The organism is Paenibacillus sp. NRS-1782 (assembly GCF_050467685.1).
Taxonomy (GTDB): Bacteria; Bacillota; Bacilli; order Paenibacillales; family Paenibacillaceae; genus Paenibacillus; species Paenibacillus terrae_A.
On the sequence record NZ_JBITPH010000009.1, the window covers coordinates 205,748 to 222,820 of the forward strand.

At 46.9% G+C, this 17,073-nt stretch carries 16 protein-coding genes; 8 read left to right on the forward strand and 8 right to left on the reverse strand.

The genetic code is table 11. The features are described from left to right. Nucleotides 1-127: 127 nt before the first annotated feature. From ACIFQM_RS03125 to katA, 5 genes are all read left to right on the forward strand, one after another. A complete protein-coding gene (locus ACIFQM_RS03125) occupies nucleotides 128-1,033 on the forward strand; it encodes an NUDIX hydrolase (protein ID WP_430041181.1) in 906 nt (301 codons plus the stop codon). A gap of 28 nt (nucleotides 1,034-1,061) precedes the next feature. Then, nucleotides 1,062-1,553, forward strand: a complete 492-nt coding sequence (locus ACIFQM_RS03130) for an NADAR family protein (protein ID WP_430041182.1) — start codon at nucleotides 1,062-1,064, stop codon at nucleotides 1,551-1,553. Continuing rightward, complete coding sequence (locus ACIFQM_RS03135; protein WP_430041183.1) at nucleotides 1,550-2,455, forward strand: TIGR02452 family protein; 906 nt, start codon at nucleotides 1,550-1,552, stop codon at nucleotides 2,453-2,455. The genes ACIFQM_RS03130 and ACIFQM_RS03135 overlap by 4 nt, the downstream gene beginning before the upstream one ends. A 62-nt stretch (nucleotides 2,456-2,517) precedes the next feature. After that, complete coding sequence (cysC, locus tag ACIFQM_RS03140) at nucleotides 2,518-3,120, forward strand: adenylyl-sulfate kinase (protein ID WP_430041184.1); 603 nt, start codon at nucleotides 2,518-2,520, stop codon at nucleotides 3,118-3,120. A 198-nt stretch (nucleotides 3,121-3,318) separates the two neighbouring features. Continuing rightward, entirely contained in the window at nucleotides 3,319-4,776 is a 1,458-nt protein-coding gene (gene katA / locus ACIFQM_RS03145; protein WP_430041232.1) for a catalase KatA, read from the forward strand. Nucleotides 4,777-5,055: 279 nt separating this feature from the next. On the opposite strand, the gene ACIFQM_RS03150 is transcribed toward katA, so the two are convergent. From ACIFQM_RS03150 to ACIFQM_RS03180, 7 genes are all read right to left on the reverse strand, one after another. Next, nucleotides 5,056-6,366 carry an MATE family efflux transporter gene (locus ACIFQM_RS03150; RefSeq protein WP_430041186.1) on the reverse strand — a complete coding sequence of 437 codons (1,311 nt, stop codon included), beginning with the start codon at nucleotides 6,364-6,366 and terminating at the stop codon, nucleotides 5,056-5,058. Continuing rightward, a complete protein-coding gene (locus tag ACIFQM_RS03155) occupies nucleotides 6,333-7,175 on the reverse strand; it encodes an ABC transporter ATP-binding protein (protein WP_430041187.1) in 843 nt (280 codons plus the stop codon). Before ACIFQM_RS03155 ends, ACIFQM_RS03150 begins: the two co-directional genes overlap by 34 nt. Continuing rightward, nucleotides 7,168-8,001, reverse strand: a complete 834-nt coding sequence (locus ACIFQM_RS03160; RefSeq protein ID WP_430041188.1) for an ABC transporter ATP-binding protein — start codon at nucleotides 7,999-8,001, stop codon at nucleotides 7,168-7,170. Before ACIFQM_RS03160 ends, ACIFQM_RS03155 begins: the two co-directional genes overlap by 8 nt. Before the next feature lie 7 nt (nucleotides 8,002-8,008). Further along, on the reverse strand, nucleotides 8,009-8,863 hold the full coding sequence (gene nikC / locus ACIFQM_RS03165) for a nickel transporter permease (protein WP_430047114.1): 855 nt from the start codon (nucleotides 8,861-8,863) through the stop codon (nucleotides 8,009-8,011). 2 nt (nucleotides 8,864-8,865) lie between these two features. Further along, nucleotides 8,866-9,804 (reverse strand): nickel ABC transporter permease, encoded by a 939-nt coding sequence (nikB, locus tag ACIFQM_RS03170; RefSeq protein WP_430041190.1) that lies wholly within the window; start codon nucleotides 9,802-9,804, stop codon nucleotides 8,866-8,868. 1 nt (nucleotide 9,805) lies between these two features. After that, entirely contained in the window at nucleotides 9,806-11,347 is a 1,542-nt protein-coding gene (nikA, locus tag ACIFQM_RS03175; RefSeq protein WP_430047113.1) for a nickel ABC transporter substrate-binding protein, read from the reverse strand. Nucleotides 11,348-11,552: 205 nt separating this feature from the next. After that, nucleotides 11,553-13,016, reverse strand: a complete 1,464-nt coding sequence (locus tag ACIFQM_RS03180; protein WP_430047179.1) for a DHA2 family efflux MFS transporter permease subunit — start codon at nucleotides 13,014-13,016, stop codon at nucleotides 11,553-11,555. Between the two features lie 129 nt (nucleotides 13,017-13,145). Between ACIFQM_RS03180 and ACIFQM_RS03185 the strand changes: the two genes are divergently transcribed. Then, nucleotides 13,146-13,715, forward strand: coding sequence for a TetR/AcrR family transcriptional regulator (locus ACIFQM_RS03185; RefSeq protein WP_430041192.1), 570 nt, complete (start codon nucleotides 13,146-13,148; stop codon nucleotides 13,713-13,715). Nucleotides 13,716-13,897: 182 nt separating this feature from the next. Continuing rightward, a complete protein-coding gene (locus ACIFQM_RS03190) occupies nucleotides 13,898-14,149 on the forward strand; it encodes a YolD-like family protein (protein WP_014281611.1) in 252 nt (83 codons plus the stop codon). A 248-nt stretch (nucleotides 14,150-14,397) separates the two neighbouring features. On the opposite strand, the gene ACIFQM_RS03195 is transcribed toward ACIFQM_RS03190, so the two are convergent. Further along, nucleotides 14,398-14,727, reverse strand: coding sequence for a DUF3817 domain-containing protein (locus tag ACIFQM_RS03195; RefSeq protein WP_430041193.1), 330 nt, complete (start codon nucleotides 14,725-14,727; stop codon nucleotides 14,398-14,400). 317 nt (nucleotides 14,728-15,044) lie between these two features. On the opposite strand from ACIFQM_RS03195, the gene ACIFQM_RS03200 reads away from it, so the two are divergent. After that, nucleotides 15,045-17,066, forward strand: a complete 2,022-nt coding sequence (locus ACIFQM_RS03200) for an FAD-dependent oxidoreductase (RefSeq protein ID WP_430041195.1) — start codon at nucleotides 15,045-15,047, stop codon at nucleotides 17,064-17,066. Nucleotides 17,067-17,073: the final 7 nt, after the last annotated feature.

Genomic DNA, 17,073 nt, shown 5'->3' on the forward strand with positions numbered 1-17,073 from the left:
TTATTGTGTTGATATTAACATTTTGTTTTTATCATTGAGTTAAAATAAAAGAATGTTACATAAGCTGTTTTCGCTGCTTGATTTAGAAAGCAACTATAACCCATATATGAACAGGTAGGTGACGCAAGTGACAGATATATCGAAGCACAATCATAACGGCTTGACGGAGGAACAATTTTTGGCCGCATATGATGCCAACCAGTACGAGCGTCCATCGGTAACGGTAGATATGCTGCTTTTTACCGTGATGGATCAGCTTCAGCACAATTACCGCAAGCTACCTGAGAAGACACTCCAGTTGCTTCTGATCCAGAGGGGGGAGCATCCGTTTCTGGGACAATGGGCGTTGCCAGGCGGCTTTGTAGGGATGGATGAAAGCCTGGAAGAGGCTGCACGACGTGAGCTTAAGACTGAAACGAATGTAGACCGGATTTATATGGAGCAGCTATATACGTGGGGAGATGTAACACGTGATCCACGTACGCGGGTCATCAGTTGCGCCTACATGGCATTGGTAGACCACGATTCACTGGAGGTACAAGCCGGAGATGATGCTGCGGATGCCCAATGGTTTGAGTTGGACTACAGTGTGGCTCAGGAGACACGGACGAATCAGCCGGAAGGTTACAGATGGGAACAAGACATTGACATTACATTGAAGCATGGGGACATTCACCTGTCAGCCAAAGTAAAAGTGACTGAAATTCTCAAGGGGAAAACCATTGAGGTTAAGCGAGAAGTGCTGGAATCACAAGGAATTGCTTTTGACCATGCCCAAATTATTGTGTACGGCATCGAGCGTTTGCGCAGCAAAATAGAATATACAGATATTGCTTTTCACCTGATGCCATCCCTGTTTACATTGGGTGAGCTTCAACAGGTATATGAAATTATTCTGGGTAAGGAGCTGTTGGCCGCAGCCTTCCGTCGTAAAATAGCCGAACTTGTGGAAGAGACGAATGAATACAGAAAGGCGGCCGGACATCGTCCATCCAAGTTATACCGCTTCAAGCCCCGGTCGCGTTTTATGTAGCATGAGTAATATGAAATGAGGAATTAACGTGGAAAAGTTTACATTTTTTTATCGCAGTCAGTCGCCATTTTCACAATGGTACCCCTCTGTGTTTATCGTGGATGGATTGGAATTCAACTGTGCGGAGCAATATATGATGTTTAAAAAGGCTGAGCTTTTTGGAGATGAAGAGGCGGCCAGTAAAATTATGCAAGCCTCTACCCCTCGGGAGCAAAAAGCACATGGTCGTAGTGTGCGCGGATTTGATCAATCCTTGTGGGAGGCGAATTGCCGACAATTTGTGTATGACGGCAGCTACGCCAAATTTACACAAAATTCGAATTTACTTAAGCATCTGCTCAAAACGAAAGGAACTACGCTGGTTGAGGCTAGTCCGACGGACACGATTTGGGGGGTAGGATTGGCTGAAACAGATGCCCGCATACGCTGTCGTAAATCATGGCGAGGCACAAATTGGCTTGGAGAAATATTGACGAAACTACGTGAGGATGTACTGCAAAAGGAGGAATATTCATCATGAAACATACCATGAACCCCCGGAGCAACCGGGATACTCGATCACATATGGCACAGGAAACGCTATCTATTCTGGAAAATGGATATTATACGAATACCAAACAGGCACAAGTAAATATTGCACAAGAGGTAAGCAATGCCATCACAGGCTCCAAGCTATATGCACCATCCCTGCTTGTGGCTGTAAAACAAGAGGCGGAGGAAAAGATTCTTCTATTAAAAGGCGCATTAGAGTCTTCTCGGCTGACGCAACAGACGATTCATGAGAAGATGGAAGTTACGGGAGAAAGCACATTGGAGGCGGCGTATAGGCTCCAGGTTTCGGAGAAGCTGGAGCACGTGGCATGTCTGAATTTTGCATCAGCCAAAAATCCGGGAGGCGGATTTCTCGGAGGAAGTCAGGCACAGGAGGAAAGCTTGGCTCGTTCGTCAGCATTGTATCCCTGTATTTCACAAATGGAAGAGATGTACCAGCACAACCGGAAGCTGCGGAGCTGTTTTTATTCGGATTATATGATTTATTCGCCTGATGTGCCGGTATTTCGGGATGATCAGGGAATGCTGCTGGAGAAGCCGTACCTAGTCGCTTTTCTGACCGCACCTGCTGTTAATGCTGGAGTCGTGCGAGAACGGGAGCCAGAGCAGGTAAATCGGATTGGCGAAGTGATGCTGGAGCGAATCCGTTACATACTCAGCTTGGCTGCACAAAATGGAGTAGAGCAACTTGTGCTGGGAGCCTATGGCTGTGGGGTATTCCGCAATAAGCCGGAAGAGGTTGCCGTCTGGTTCAAGCAAGTGCTTGTAGATGAAGGATATGGATTGTTGTTTGACCGGATTGTTTTTGCGGTGCTGGATCATACAGCAGGACAGCGTACCTTGAATGCCTTTAAACACGGCCTTTCCTAAAGCCGGGGGACGTGTTTCAAAAACCATATACAGTGATAAATTATGAAAAAGGAGAGTGCTGAATGAATCCAAATGAGAACGTCACTTGGCATGCGTCAGACGTGGACAAGCAAGCGCGCCAGCTTCTGAATGGGCATAAAAGCCCGGTAATTTGGTTTACGGGGCTGTCTGGCTCGGGAAAATCAACGGTATCTTCCACACTGGAAAAAGCATTATTTGCACGAGGCATACACACGTTTATTTTGGATGGGGATAATGTTCGGCATGGTTTAAATCGCAATCTGGGTTTCCTGCCCGCTGACCGCAAAGAAAACATCCGTCGTATTGCTGAAGTAGCGAAGCTGATGTCACATGCGGGAGTGCTGACGATTTGTGCTACGATCTCTCCTTATCGTGAGGATCGTGAAATGGTAAAGAACATTTTACAGCAGGAAGGCTGTTATGAAATCTATATCCAGTGCAGTCTCGAGGAATGCGAGCGACGTGATCCCAAAGGCATGTACAAGAAGGCAAGAGCCGGAGAAATACGCCATTTTACTGGTATTGATGCGCCTTACGAGGCACCTTTGGAGCCTGAGCTCATCGTATCCACTGAAGGCCGGGAGATTGGCCAGTCGGTTCAGGATATACTAGATTTTCTCGATAGGGAATCATTGTTGCTCTAATCTTCGCCAAACCTTTTCCAAATCTTCCTGAAATCTTCATTATCTAAAATGGAATTCATGTTTAAATAGAATAGACCTCTCGATCTTGAAGCCGTCTGAAATTTCCCCCTAGTTTTTTCAGATGTTCGGCGCTAGAGGCGGGAGGTTTTTTGTTTACAGCACATAACCAACCAATTCATTCAAGAGGTGATTTCAATGATGAATAAACAACCAACCAACCTGACTACCAGCTGGGGCGCTCCTGTCGGTGATAATCAAAATTCTATAACGGCTGGATCACGCGGACCTATATTGATTCAGGATGTGCATCTACTGGAAAAGCTTGCGCATTTTAACCGGGAACGTGTGCCGGAGCGTGTGGTTCATGCCAAGGGCGCAGGGGCGCACGGCTATTTTGAAGTCACTAAGGATTTATCTGCCTATACAAAAGCAAGCTTTTTATCTGAGGTAGGCAAGCGCACACCGATGTTTATCCGTTTTTCTACGGTTGCCGGTGAGCAAGGCTCGTCTGATACGGTACGCGACCCGCGTGGTTTTGCGGTGAAGTTTTATACCGAGGAAGGCAACTACGATCTCGTAGGTAACAACACACCCGTATTTTTCATCCGGGATGCTATCAAATTTCCGGACTTTATTCATACGCAAAAACGTCACCCCCAAACTCATCTGAAAAACCCTAATGCCGTTTGGGATTTCTGGTCCTTATCTCCTGAATCGCTGCATCAAGTAAGTATTCTGATGTCCGATCGCGGCATTCCCGCTACACTCAGACATATGCATGGATTCGGTAGCCACACGTTCAAGTGGGTCAATGCCGAAGGGCAGGCGGTATGGGTGAAATATCATTTTAAAACAGAGCAAGGCGTTCAAAATCTCGATGTAGAACTGGCTGCCAAAATTGCCGGTGAACACCCGGATTATCATACCGAAGATCTGTTTAATGCCATTGACAAGGGTGATTTCCCTGCATGGAGGCTTCATGTGCAAATGATGCCTGTGGAGGATGCGGACACATACCGCTTTGATCCATTTGATGTGACGAAAGTATGGTCGCAAAAGGATTACCCGCTGATCGAGCTGGGACGCATGGTATTAAATCGCAATCCTGAGAATTATTTTGCAGAAGTAGAGCAAGCAACGTTCTCTCCGGGTTCGTTCGTTCCAGGTATTGAAGCATCTCCGGATAAAATGCTGCAAGGACGCCTGTTTGCCTACGGAGACGCACATCGCTACCGTGTAGGCGCAAATCACAATTCATTACCGATCAATCGACCACATGGGGAAGTACACAACTATCAACGTGATGGTGCATTGCGTAGTGACGACAATGGTGGCAGATCGGTCTATTATGAGCCTAATAGCCTCGGTGGGCCGAAAGAGTCTCCAGCGCACAACATCGCTCCTTTTGAAGTGAGTGGAGAAGCACAAAGTGTGGGTTATGATCATCATGATCACTATACTCAACCGGGCGATCTGTACCGCTTGCTCAGCGAAGAAGAACGGGCGCGTCTGGTACAAAACATCGTGGGTGCGATGAAGCCGGTGGAAAGTGATGAAATCAAGCTGCGTCAGATTGGACATTTCTATAAGGCTGATCCTGAGTACGGACGCCGTGTAGCCGAAGGTTTGGGCTTGACTGTTCCTAAGGGCGAATAGAGGTATTGGCATACGTTAGTTTCAAGGCTTCTCCTAAAATAAAAGAATGTCCCAACGCCATCATGTAGATGGTTGATGGGACATCCTTTACTTTTATGTGCGATGTAAAGCAGGTGTTTGTGGTGGACGCTCCGCGAACGGAACGTTGCTCCAATCGCTGTTGTCTCCAGATTTATTGAATCATACTCAGCGGTGTAAATCTGGAGACAAGGGCGATCGTAAGAATGATCCGTCCGCGCAGCGGTCATAGAAGCACGCATTAACACGTTCGTTAGCAAGCTATATCCTCTGCAACCGAGGCAAATAGATCACAAGAAACAGCGACCGCCCTAAAGCAAATACGATGAACGAGAGCCAAAGCCCATGATTCCCATAGTGGGGAACGCACCAGAACAGCGCAATCAAAAAGAAGACCAATGAAATGAGCATTGAATTACGGATTGGGTACGTCACCGTCATACCTGTAAATACACCGTAGAAGACCAGACCCAGTCCGGCGGCCAGTGGAAAGGCGACTAGCCAAACGTTATATGGACCCGTAAGGCTAATCACCGTAGCGTTATCGGTAAACAGACGAATAAGCGGCTCCTTCAGTGCAAAATACAGCCCACCCGTCAGCACGCTAGTTACAATCGTCCAGAACCAGGATAAATGAATCACTCTTTGCAGCATTTTTTGATCCCTTGCACCCCGGGCCTGACCTGTCATAATGCTGCTTGCGTTGGCAAATCCGTCAAAAAAGTAAGCCATAAGGTAGTGGATTTGCAGCAAAATAGCATTCGCCGCAAGCTGATCGGTTCCAAAGCCCGCACTGCGCGATGTAAACAGATTAAACATCGTCAGCAGACAGGCTGTGCGGATCATAAGGTCCAGATTCGTTGCCATGACATTTTTCAGCTCAGAAGCTCCAAACCACCCCCGCCAATCCCGATGTCCGCTGCGCTTCCATTCTTTCCAGACCGACGAACGAAGCACCAGCACAAAACCAAGTACACATGCGAGGACCTCAGCAATTAGAGTAGCGCCAGCCACACCAGCTACATCCCATTGCATGATTTGTGTGAATACAATAGCCAGCACCATATTGATAACATTCATGGAAATTTGCAAAAACAGTGTAGCCTTTACGCGAGACAATCCCATTAGCCAGCCGAGCAGTACATAGTTCACCAGCGTGAGGGGAGCTCCCCAAATACGAATGTTAAAATAAATCGATGCCTGCGTCGCCACATCCTCAGCAGGATGGATAAGCTGGAGGGAGGCTAGCAGGATCGGCTTTTGCAGCAGAATGAACAACGCACCGATCACCAAAGCAATCCCCATCGGACGCATGAGGGCGGCTATACCCTGGTCGTTATTTTTAGCCCCGGCCGCCTGTGCCGTAAAAGCCGATGTGCTGACTCGCAGAAAGCCAAACAGCCAATATAAAGTATTAAAAATAAGAGTGCCTACTGCCACACCGCCCAAATAGGCAGAGTGGCTCAAATGACCGATTACCGCTGTATCCACAGCACCGAGTAGCGGGGTTGTAATCGTCGAGATAATTAAAGGAATGGCTAAAGCAAGATAGGCTCTGTGGGAAGGCAACATGTTGAAAAAACCTCCAGTAGCGATTGTGTATAGAAATGGCGATCTGAGTGAAATAAAGCTTCCTTGGGAAAATGCTCAAGGACACTGCCATCTTTCATAACCATGATCCGGTCACTCATAAAGTGCACGGCTGCCAGGTCATGAGAAATAAATAGATATGCCAATCCCAGTTCATCCTGCAAATCCTTTAGCAGATTTAAAACGGTGGCCTGTGTGGTCACATCCAGACTGGCCGTCGGCTCATCCAGCACGATAAAATCCGGCTCGGTGCTGATGGCACGCGCAATGGTTACGCGTTGCTTCTCCCCGCCGCTGAGCTGATGGGGATACTTATCCAGATAGCTGGAGGGAAGCTTCACCATACCGAGCAAGTGCTCAGCCATGTTCCTACGTCCCGAAGGCATACCCTTCATATAGGAGGGAACATAGCCTTTGAGCTGATCCAGCGGTTCCATCAACGATTGCAGGATCGTCAGTCTGGAGTTCAAAGCCGCAGTTGGATGCTGAAACACGGCGCCAAGTCTGCTACGAATACGCTTTAATTCGCTTCGCTTTAATCCCCGGACTGCACGCCCATCTAGCACCAGCTCGCCTTGATCCAACGGGTCCAGCGTCAAAATACAGCGAGCGAGCGTACTTTTTCCGCTGCCGCTTTCCCCGACGACACCCAGACATTCTCCGGTGGAAATCGACAGAGAGATATCTTGCAGCACAGTTTTTCCCCCTGCGTAAGCCTTCGTCAAACCAGAAACAGTGACAACGGGCTTGGAAATGCCAAGCCGCTGAGGAGGTAATGCTTCATTATCCAAGTGATCCGCTCCTATCTGGTGTGGTCTGTTCTTCGGTGCTGTAGGGCAAACGTGCGGGAGCGCCTGGAGACAATGGCGGAATGGCCGCTAGCAGCCGGCGTGTATACGGATGCGAAGGATGATCCAGTACGGCTTGCGTCTCTCCAGTCTCCACCAGTGAACCTGTACGCATCACCGCGATTCGGTCCGCATACTTGCGGACATGCCGTAGATCGTGAGTGATCCACAATACGGAAATCCCTGTTTCCATCCGTATCCGGTTGATGAGTTGGAGAACCCGGTGGGCTGTCAGTGTATCGAGCGCGGTTGTTGGCTCGTCGGCAATGAGCAGCTTTGGTTCCAGCAGCAGTGCAGCAGCAATAGCGGCTCGTTGCAACTGTCCGCCGCTGAGCTGGAACGGATAACTGCGATACACACGCTCCGCAGGAAGCTGTACACGCTCCAGCACCTCGATACAGCGTTGTTTGCGCGCTTTACGATCCTGTCTGCCATGGGCACGTATCAGCTCGTCCAACTGGCTTCCAATACGAAGGAAGGGGGTGAATGCCCCGTGATAGTCTTGAAAAATATAAGAGATTTCATTGCCTAGCAAGGAACGCATTTGTTTGGCTGATAGGGCAAGTAAATTATTCTCCTTCCACGCAATGATCCCTTTGGCTGTAACGGAAGAGGGAAGAAGACCGCCGATGGCAGACGCGGTCATGCTTTTTCCGCTACCACTTTCTCCGGCGAGAGCAAACCATTCCCCCGGACGAACGGCAAGCTCCAGCCGGTTTACGATCGTTTTTGCTTTGGTCTGAATCGTTAGGTCTTTAATAGACAGCATAACCGGTTCACACCTCCGTCCGGGTTTTGACATCATATTGGTCACGAAGCTTGTCTCCCAGGACATTCGCCAGGAGTACCGTAAGTGAGACAGCAACCCCGGGAACTAGCATCAGGTGGGGAGCTATTTGAAAATATGCTCGCCCTTCATTCAGCATTGTGCCCCATTCGGGAATCGGTGGCTGTGGACCCAAGCCCAAAAAGGACAGAGAGGCAATCATCAAAATGATTTTGCCAATATCCAGCGTAGCCAGTACCAGTACATTCCCGATCGCGTGGGGCAGAATATGTCGCATGACAATTCGCAGGGAGGATGTACCCGCCAGTATGGATAATGAAATGTAATCCTTTTGCTTCTCAGCCAGAACGATACTGCGCACGAGCCGTGCATAACTAACCCATTTTACTGCGGTCACGGCGAAAATAAGATTCAATAAGCCCGGCCCGAGCAGGCCGCTCAGTACAATGGCAAAGATATAATCAGGTAATGTCATAAAAGCATCAATCACCCGCTTGAATACGCGATCAATCCAGCCTCCAACAAACCCGGACAGTAGCCCGAGTGGAACCCCAACAACCAGTGAAACGGTCAATATCAACAAACTGGTTCCGACAGTCATCCGAAGTCCTGACATCACCCTTGACAGCATATCTCTGCCTAAATGGTCAGTTCCCAGCCAATGTATAGCACTGATCGGTTGGAGTCGATTCCCCATCTGGACACGGTACGGATCTTGCAGGGCAAGAAGGGGAAGCACTACAATTGCTGCAAGAATGAACAGGATGGAGAGCGTTACGATCCACGGTTTGGACAGTCGCATCTTGATGAGCTGCCTGTATTCGGCATGTATGGATTTTATCATGATCATCGTTTCTCCTTCAAAGCAATTTCAGGATTAACCCAACGGTAGGACAGTTCTACCAAAATATTGATGCATACGATAAACACGGCCATAAATAGCGTATAGCCCTGAATAATCGGGTAATCCCTCGCAGCAATGGCATCGACAATCCATTTGCCCAGCCCCGGATAGGCAAACAGCACCTCGATTACCACAGTACCTCCCAGTAGGCTGCCTATACTCTCACTGAACACCGTAATGAGTGGCACAAGACTGTGACGGAACATATGCCTGGAAAAGATACGCAACGGACCGATTCCACGTGCTTGTGCTGCCTTAATAAAGTCCTGTCCCGAGCTTTCGATCAGACTAGCACGAATCATCCGTACATAGACAGCAGACATTGCCAGCCCCAAGGTAAGGGAAGGGAGCACCAGATGAAAAACGGTTCCCTCTCCCATGGACGGTAAAATTCGCAGTTTAACCGCAAACCACTCCATAAACAAGAGACCCATCCAGAAGCTTGGGATCGAGGAGCCGATTAAGGCAAATACGCGACTGACGCTGTCAATCCAGCGATTTCGATACAACGCTGACAGAGTTCCCAACGGAAGAGCAATCAGCAGCATGATGAACAGGGAGGCTCCAGTAAGGAGAAGTGTATAAGGCAGCTTTTCCATGAACTCTGTGAATACCGGACGATGGGTTAAATAAGACTTTCCAAAATCAAACTGAAGTAATTGAATCAGCCACTTGCCATATTGCACAGGTAACGGTTGATCCAGTCCCAGTTGACTGCGCATATCCGCAATTTGCTGATTGGACACCGCGACATCATCTACCCGGAGAATGCTCCGGACGGGATCGCCCGGAACAAGCTTGAGCAGACAGAAGCTGACAAAGGAGAGAATAAGAAAGAACAATACAAGTTCGAAAAGCTTTTTGCCAATGGATTTGAGCATCTTAGTTCACATCCAGATCCTGAGTCAGCAGATAGTATTCACTTTGACTTGTCACCCAGTTATGTACGTAATTTCGATAGGCCACTACGTTATTCGGATGAACAAGGAAGGATTGCAGGTTTTCTTGATCAATTAGTACAACGGCTTCCAGCGCTAGCTTGTTACGTTGTTCCTCGTTCACCGTCATGTTCAGCTTCGTGATCAGAGCTTCCATTTTCGGTAAATGCACACGTCCATAATTCAACGCTCCCTCAGGCATGTAAGTCGCATTCAGGAAGTAACTTGCATCGCCACGCGGGGCTGTAATACTGCTATAAGTCGCCAAATCCCAATCCTGATTAGCCGCAAGGTATTCGTCGATATTATCAACCTGGCGGATATCAATCGTTATGCCCAGCTCCTTGGCGTTAGCCTGAATCAGCTGTGAAATGAGTGGGAGTTCTGCTCTCGACTGGTAAGTCAGTAATGTAAAATGAAGCGACTTGCCCTCGGGTGTTGCAACTTTACCATCCTGCACTTTGTATCCAGCCTGCTTGAAGCCTTCTCGTGCAGCAGCCAAATCAAACTTTTTCGTAGTATACTTTGGTGAAAAAGGAAAGTCAGACAAGAATGGACCTTGAGCAGGGGTTCCTTGACCGGACATAATACCACTGGCAATCTCATCCCTATTAATCAGGCTATCGAATGCTTTGCGCACCGTCGTTTTTTTCAGATCGTTGTTATTCATATTGTAAATGAGCTGATGCGTCCGCAGGCTGGGAAGAGAGTCAACCTTAACGGTGGGATCGGCTTTCAGCAATTCAAGACTTTCAATCGGCGGGCGGTACACAATATCGGCATCCTTGGCTTGAAAGGCAAGCTGACGTGCATTGGCGTCTTCGTTAAACATGAATTTGGCATGCTTCAGCTTCACTTCACCATTCCAGTATTGCTCGTTGCGATCCAGATTCAGTTCACTTCCGGCGCGGAAGCTGGTGGCCTTGAACGGTCCTGTCCCTGATGGAAGATCACCTGTAGAAGTGGTATCTATCACCGCCGTATTCGGATGAACCAGCTCAGATACAAATTCCGGAAAAGGCTTGTTTGTCGTGATGTTTAAAATCTGACCATCTGCTTGCATATCACGGATATGCAGCGCATTTTTAACCGATGGATTGAGTTTTTGTGCTCTTTCCAGAGAGTCTTTGACAGCAGCGGCATCGACAGCTTTACCGCTATGGAAGGTCACGCCTGAACGGATGTTGAAGGTCCAGTGTTGTCCGTCCTTACTTTCCCATTTCTCTGCAAGCCAAGCCTCCAGCTTGAGATCCTTGCTCACCTTGACAAGCGTTTCACTCACTCCGGCACGAACGGCTGTATAATTCACATCCGTATGAGGATCTACAGAAGGGCTTTGCACATTGAACAATAGGGTAACACTTTTATCTTGTGGTGCATTTGCAGCAGATGGAGAGGTTGAAGCTGATGGTGCTGAAGAGCACGCCGCCATCGTCCCTGCCAGTACCGACAGCATGAAGAGTTTAAAATACTGATTCTTAAACAACAGATATTCCTCCTTGATATTAATCGTAATCTTTACACTTTATCTCATGAAGCATATCGTAACCAAATGGGGAAGGTTTGTAAATATGTAATTATATAAATATGTATATAGGATCATAAAGAAAAAGCTGCTTGACCATGGAGATAGGTCAGCAGCCTTTTCACTTTTAGGATATTTTTGAACATAGATAGCTATAAATTATCTATTAATGCATGGGAGCTTGAGCAGCGCCTTTTTCTACATGAACTCTGCGAATGAAGAACGCAAGAATTAATCCAATTACACTGACGATCATGGCAAAGAAGAAAGAATTCTGTGATCCAAACGCCATAGCATTCGCCAATTCTTCTACAGATTTCGGCATACTGGATTGGCTCAAATAGCTTTCCATGCCCTTGGAGAGAATGCTGACCGCCACGGCTGTACCGATTGCACCGGCAACTTGCTGGAGCGTACTCATAATGGCTGTACCATCTGGGTACAGATCCATCGGCAACTGATTCAGACCGTTCGTCTGAGCAGGCATCATGATCATGGAAATGCCGATCATCAGGCAGCTATGCAGCACAATTATGAGTACGAGAGCTGATGTTGTCGTGATGCCGGATAGGAAAAACAAGACAGCGGCAACGATCACAAGTCCCGGAATAACGAGCCATTTTGGACCGAATTTATCGAACAGGGAACCCATGATGGGTGACAACAGACCATTGATAATTCCGCCGGGCAGAAGCACCAATCCTGCGGACAGAGCGGACAGAGCCAGCCCTTTTTGCAAAAAGAGCGGGAGAATCAGCATTGTAGAAAGGATCGTCATCATACACAGGAAGACCATCACAACGCCGATAACAAACATCGGATATTTAAAGACGCGCAAATTCAACATCGGTTGCTTCATTTTTAACTGGCGTACAGAGAACAGAATCAAGGATACCAATCCGATGATCAAAGGTAACAAAACAACCGGGCTAGCCCAGCCTTCGCCGCCTTCTCCTGATTTACTGAAACCGAACACAACACCACCGAAGCCAATGGAAGATAACAGGATAGATGGAATGTCAATTTTCGGCTTTGTAATCTCCGAAACATTTTGCATAAACAAGATACCGCAAATCAACGAAAGAATCAGAAAAGGAAGGGAAATCCAGAAAATCCAGTGCCAGGACAGATTTTGCAGCACCAGGCCCGCAATCGTAGGTCCCACCGCAGGAGCAAACATAATAACCAATCCGATGATTCCCATAGCTGCGCCTCTCTTTTCAGCCGGGAAAATGATCAAGATCGTATTAAACATCAACGGTAATAACAGCGCCGTACCGACGGCTTGAAGAATGCGTGCGATCAATAGCACCGCAAAGGTTGGTGCCAACGCAGCAACGAGACAGCCTGCAATAGAGAACAGCAGTGATGTGACGAAAAGCTGTCTTGTCGTAAAGGTTTGAAGCAGCAAGCCCGATACAGGTACCAAAATACCGAGTGTCAGCAGAAAGGCCGTGGTCAGCCATTGGGCTGTTGCTGTTGTAATGTGCAAAATCTGCATCAAATCATTCAGCGCAATGTTCAACGCCGTTTCACTGAACATTCCGATAAAGCCGCTAAGCAGCAGGGCAATCATAATAGGCAGCACCTTGAACGTCTTGGGATCAGACGGAGAGCTTGTTTGACTCATTGTACTCATGTTGTTTTTGTTCCTCCAATAAAATTGATGGGTATTGAATTATAGTGATCGGTCTATATATAATAAACGTGAAGTTATTTTTTTGTCAAAAAAAATTTAAATATTATAAGGATGCTGTATATGGCTGCTAAACCCGAATCATATGAAAATATTGTACAAACCGCTTCCAAGCTCTTTTTTCATCAGGGCTACCATGCTACCGGACTCAATCAGATTCTTGCGGAGAGTGGCTCACCGAAGGGCTCGCTTTATTATTATTTTCCGCGTGGCAAAGAGGAATTGGCTTTGGAGTGCATCAGAAGAGGAAATGAGTTTATTAAGAAAAAGTTGAAAGAAACGCTATCAGGGAAAGAGGACCCTGTGCTCGCCATACAGGATTTCATCCGCAATACAGCTGAGGAAGCGGACCAAACGAACTTTAATGGCTTTATGCCTATGGGATTTTGGGCTGCTGCGGAAACTTCCTGCATCAGCGAGTCGTTGCGGCGTGCCTGCGTGAATACGTTTACAGATTGGCAACATATCTATATGGAGCGTCTTCAGACAGCGGGATGGACAGAGGAAAAGGCACATAGTCTGGCGGTACTTATTATTTCCATGCTGGAAGGCGCCTTAATTCTGGCCCTTACTCAGCAGAGCAGTGCACCTATTTATAATGTAGCGGATTACATTCCACAGCTGATCAAATAAAAAAGGATATGGAATTGCTTTCTGGCTGACCAGCTTTGAGAGTCGATGTTCTTGTTCGTGAGAAATCGGCTCTTTTTTATACGCAAGTGCCACGAATTAACTCAGATTACCAGCACCAAATGATGAAAAGTATGGTAAAATGGAATGAATTTGATTTTGCAGTAAAGGAAGGGTGAAAGCAAGTGGCAAAGGCGAAGGTGGCCAAACGGCCTACCCGGGATGAATTTGTGCTGGAGGAAATTGGGAACCAGCTTGCAGAAGCGCAGCAAGAGCAATCCGAAGTTGTGTTGACCGTATGGGGGCGCCAAGAGACAACCCGCGGGCAGATCGTTAAAATGGACCCGAGAACGGGCAGGGTGCATGTAGAGAGTAATGGTGAAACGGACAAAGTTCCTTTTATGGATATCATGAGTGTGAATTACCCAAGAGATTAAGCAGGGTTTATATACCATTTTACATAAGCGCTGCTGTTTGTTCGGATTATTCGCTTATTTGGCGGTAGCAGGATATATCAAGCGCAATCATCTGGATGATCTCTCGAATGACTATTATCACAGCTTGGAAAAGTCAGGAAGTTAACGTGAGCAAAAACACGGCCGTTCCGGGGTTATGTAACCTCGAAAAAGCCGTGTTTTTTGTGCTATAGAATCCTTATGTCAACGGAGTCTTTTCTTTGACTTCCCTATGTAGCTTTTACCGGAGTAGCACCATTATCGCGCGCTTCGGCTTTCTTCAGTACCTTACGGTCAAAAATGAAAGGCCCGAATGGCAGCAATGAGGCAATCAGGGCGACAAGCCCTTGCAGTACCGAAAGCTTTCGCAAAATCAGCATGGCCACAATCGCAACTACATAAGTCACGAACAGTATACCATGGATCATACCGACCCACCTTACCATTTGCGGCATCCCGGCTGCGTATTTAAGCGGCATAGCGATACATACGAGCAACAGATATGAAATCGCTTCAATATTACCAATGATGCCAAATGTCTTAAAAGCATTTTTGAACATGAATAAACCTCCCTTGTTACTATTACTTAAAATTTAATATAGCCTATAAAATGATTTTGTTACACGGTAGAAAGTTACGATTTATTGAATATTTACAGCTTTGCCTTCATTTTCAGTGAAAACACATAGATTTAAACTATGATTTAGCACATAAAATAGCATTAGAATTTATGGATCGGATGATATAAAATCAAGTTATAAGGAACGGTCGTACTCAAAAGTACCTCGACGTTCCTCAAAGTGAAAAAAATCACATGTGGGAATGCTTTAATGAAAACTTGAACATGAAATCTACAAACTCGCAAGGAGGAAGAACCATGAACCACTATCCTGCTATTTTTGAACCTCTGACAATACGTCGCATGACGTTAAAAAACCGGATTGTTATGCCACCGATGGGCACTAACTTTGCGGCTATGGATGGAAGCTTCGTTCAGGATCATATTGACTATTACGTGCAACGGGCCAAGGGTGGTACCGGTCTGATAACCGTAGAAAATGTTTGTCTGGATTTCCCAATGGGTACGAACGGAACGACCCAGTTGCGTATGGATAATGATCAGTTTATTCCCGGATTGTTTAGATTAACAGAAGCCCTTCACTCTTATGGAGCTTGCGTCTCTGTCCAAATTAACCACGCAGGTGCTTCCGCTTACGTTGGGAGATTGAATGGAGTTCAGCCTGTTTCTTCTTCGAATATTCCTTCCAAAAAGGGTGGAGCGATTCCAAGACCTTTGCAAAAAGAAGAAATTTACGCCATTGTTCGCAAATACGGAGAGGCAGCGGGAAGAGCGCAACGGGCTGGCTTTGACTGCGTGGAAATACATGCGGGCCATTCCTACTTGCTGAGTCAGTTCCTGTCCCCTATGTATAATAAACGTACGGATGAATTTGGTGGCAGCGCAGAAAATCGCACACGGTTTGCCAGATTGGTGATTGATGAAATTCGTTCGGTGGTTGGCCCATTCTTCCCGATCTGCTTACGCTTTAGTGCGGAAGAGTTCACAGAAGGCGGCAACACACTGGAGGACACCTTGGAATTGCTGGAGTATTTGAATGCTGAGGTAGATATTCTGAACGTGTCTGCTGCTCTGAATGATTCCATCCAGTTCCAGATTGATGGAATGAACCTGCCGGATGGCTGGCGCTCTTATATGGCCAAAGCGGTAAAAGACAAATTCGGTAAGGTCACCATGACCTCAGGTAATATTCGGAGTCCGCAAGCTGCGCAGGATATTTTGGAGAGAGGCGACGCTGACCTTCTGGCGATGGGAAGAGGATTGATCGCAGAACCGAACTGGGTGCTTAAAGTGCAGAATGGCCATGAAGAATTGCTTAGAAAATGTATTTCCTGCAACATCGGCTGTGCCGATCACCGTATTTCCAAGAGTAAACCGATTTGCTGCACGGTGAATCCTGACCTGTTCAGAGAAGCTGAATACCGGAAACAACACGTTAAGAATAACGTTCAAGTTGTTGTGATTGGTGGCGGTACCGCAGGACTGGAAGCGGCATGTACAGCGGCAGAAGTAGGCTGCAAAGTAACCCTTTTTGAAGAAAAACCAGAATTGGGTGGCTTGGCTCGTGATATTGCCCGATTGCCGGACAAAACGCGTATTCATGATTTCCCAGATTATCTGATTCAACGCACCAAACAACTGACCAATCTGGATATTATCACAGGAACCCAAGCGGATCTGCCGATGATTACGGCTTTAAATCCTGATATTATTATCAATGCAACAGGTGCCAAACCACTGCTTCCGCCGATTGCGGGATTGCATGATCAATTGGGTAAACCGGGTTCCAAAGTATTCTCTATCTTTGATCTTTTGCACAATATGGAGAACTTCCAAGAGTTTGAAGGCAAACGTATTGTTGTAGTAGGTGGCGGAGCCGTGGGATTGGACGTTGTCGAATATTACGCAGAACGTGGTGCTCAAAAGGTTTCCATTATTGAAATGATGCCGTTACTGGGCAAAGATCTGGATATGATTACTCGTATTTCCATGATGAAAATGGTTGAGGAGCGGGAAGTGAACGTTCATACGGAAACTGCTTTGACAGAAGTATGCAGCGACCGTTTCAAAGTAAAACACGGAGAACAGGAGTTTGAGATTCCTTTTGATCTCGGTTTCGTATGCTTGGGAATGCGCTCATTCAGTCCGCTTATGGACAGCTTGCTCGAATACGGTAAGGAATATCAAGTGGAAGTCGTGAATATCGGAGACAGTAAACAAGCTCGTCGTATTATTGATGGTACCCGTGAAGGTCGGAATATTCTGCACATCATCCAACGGGTGGATGAATTCAAAAATGAGTTTTCTTATTCTTACTAAGTATTGA

Excerpts from the sequence above, each read along its gene's own strand:
- ACIFQM_RS03150 (WP_430041186.1), bottom strand. The coding sequence starts at position 6,366 with ATGTTGCCTTCCCACAGAGCCTATCTTGCTTTAGCCATTCCTTTAATT.
- ACIFQM_RS03135 (WP_430041183.1), top strand. The coding sequence starts at position 1,550 with ATGAAACATACCATGAACCCCCGGAGCAACCGGGATACTCGATCACAT.
- ACIFQM_RS03160 (WP_430041188.1), bottom strand. The coding sequence starts at position 8,001 with ATGCTGTCTATTAAAGACCTAACGATTCAGACCAAAGCAAAAACGATC.
- cysC (WP_430041184.1), top strand. The coding sequence starts at position 2,518 with ATGAATCCAAATGAGAACGTCACTTGGCATGCGTCAGACGTGGACAAG.
- ACIFQM_RS03185 (WP_430041192.1), top strand. The coding sequence starts at position 13,146 with ATGGCTGCTAAACCCGAATCATATGAAAATATTGTACAAACCGCTTCC.
- nikC (WP_430047114.1), bottom strand. The coding sequence starts at position 8,863 with ATGATAAAATCCATACATGCCGAATACAGGCAGCTCATCAAGATGCGA.
- katA (WP_430041232.1), top strand. The coding sequence starts at position 3,319 with ATGAATAAACAACCAACCAACCTGACTACCAGCTGGGGCGCTCCTGTC.
- ACIFQM_RS03180 (WP_430047179.1), bottom strand. The coding sequence starts at position 13,016 with ATGAGTCAAACAAGCTCTCCGTCTGATCCCAAGACGTTCAAGGTGCTG.
- nikB (WP_430041190.1), bottom strand. The coding sequence starts at position 9,804 with ATGCTCAAATCCATTGGCAAAAAGCTTTTCGAACTTGTATTGTTCTTT.
- ACIFQM_RS03195 (WP_430041193.1), bottom strand. The coding sequence starts at position 14,727 with ATGTTCAAAAATGCTTTTAAGACATTTGGCATCATTGGTAATATTGAA.
- ACIFQM_RS03200 (WP_430041195.1), top strand. The coding sequence starts at position 15,045 with ATGAACCACTATCCTGCTATTTTTGAACCTCTGACAATACGTCGCATG.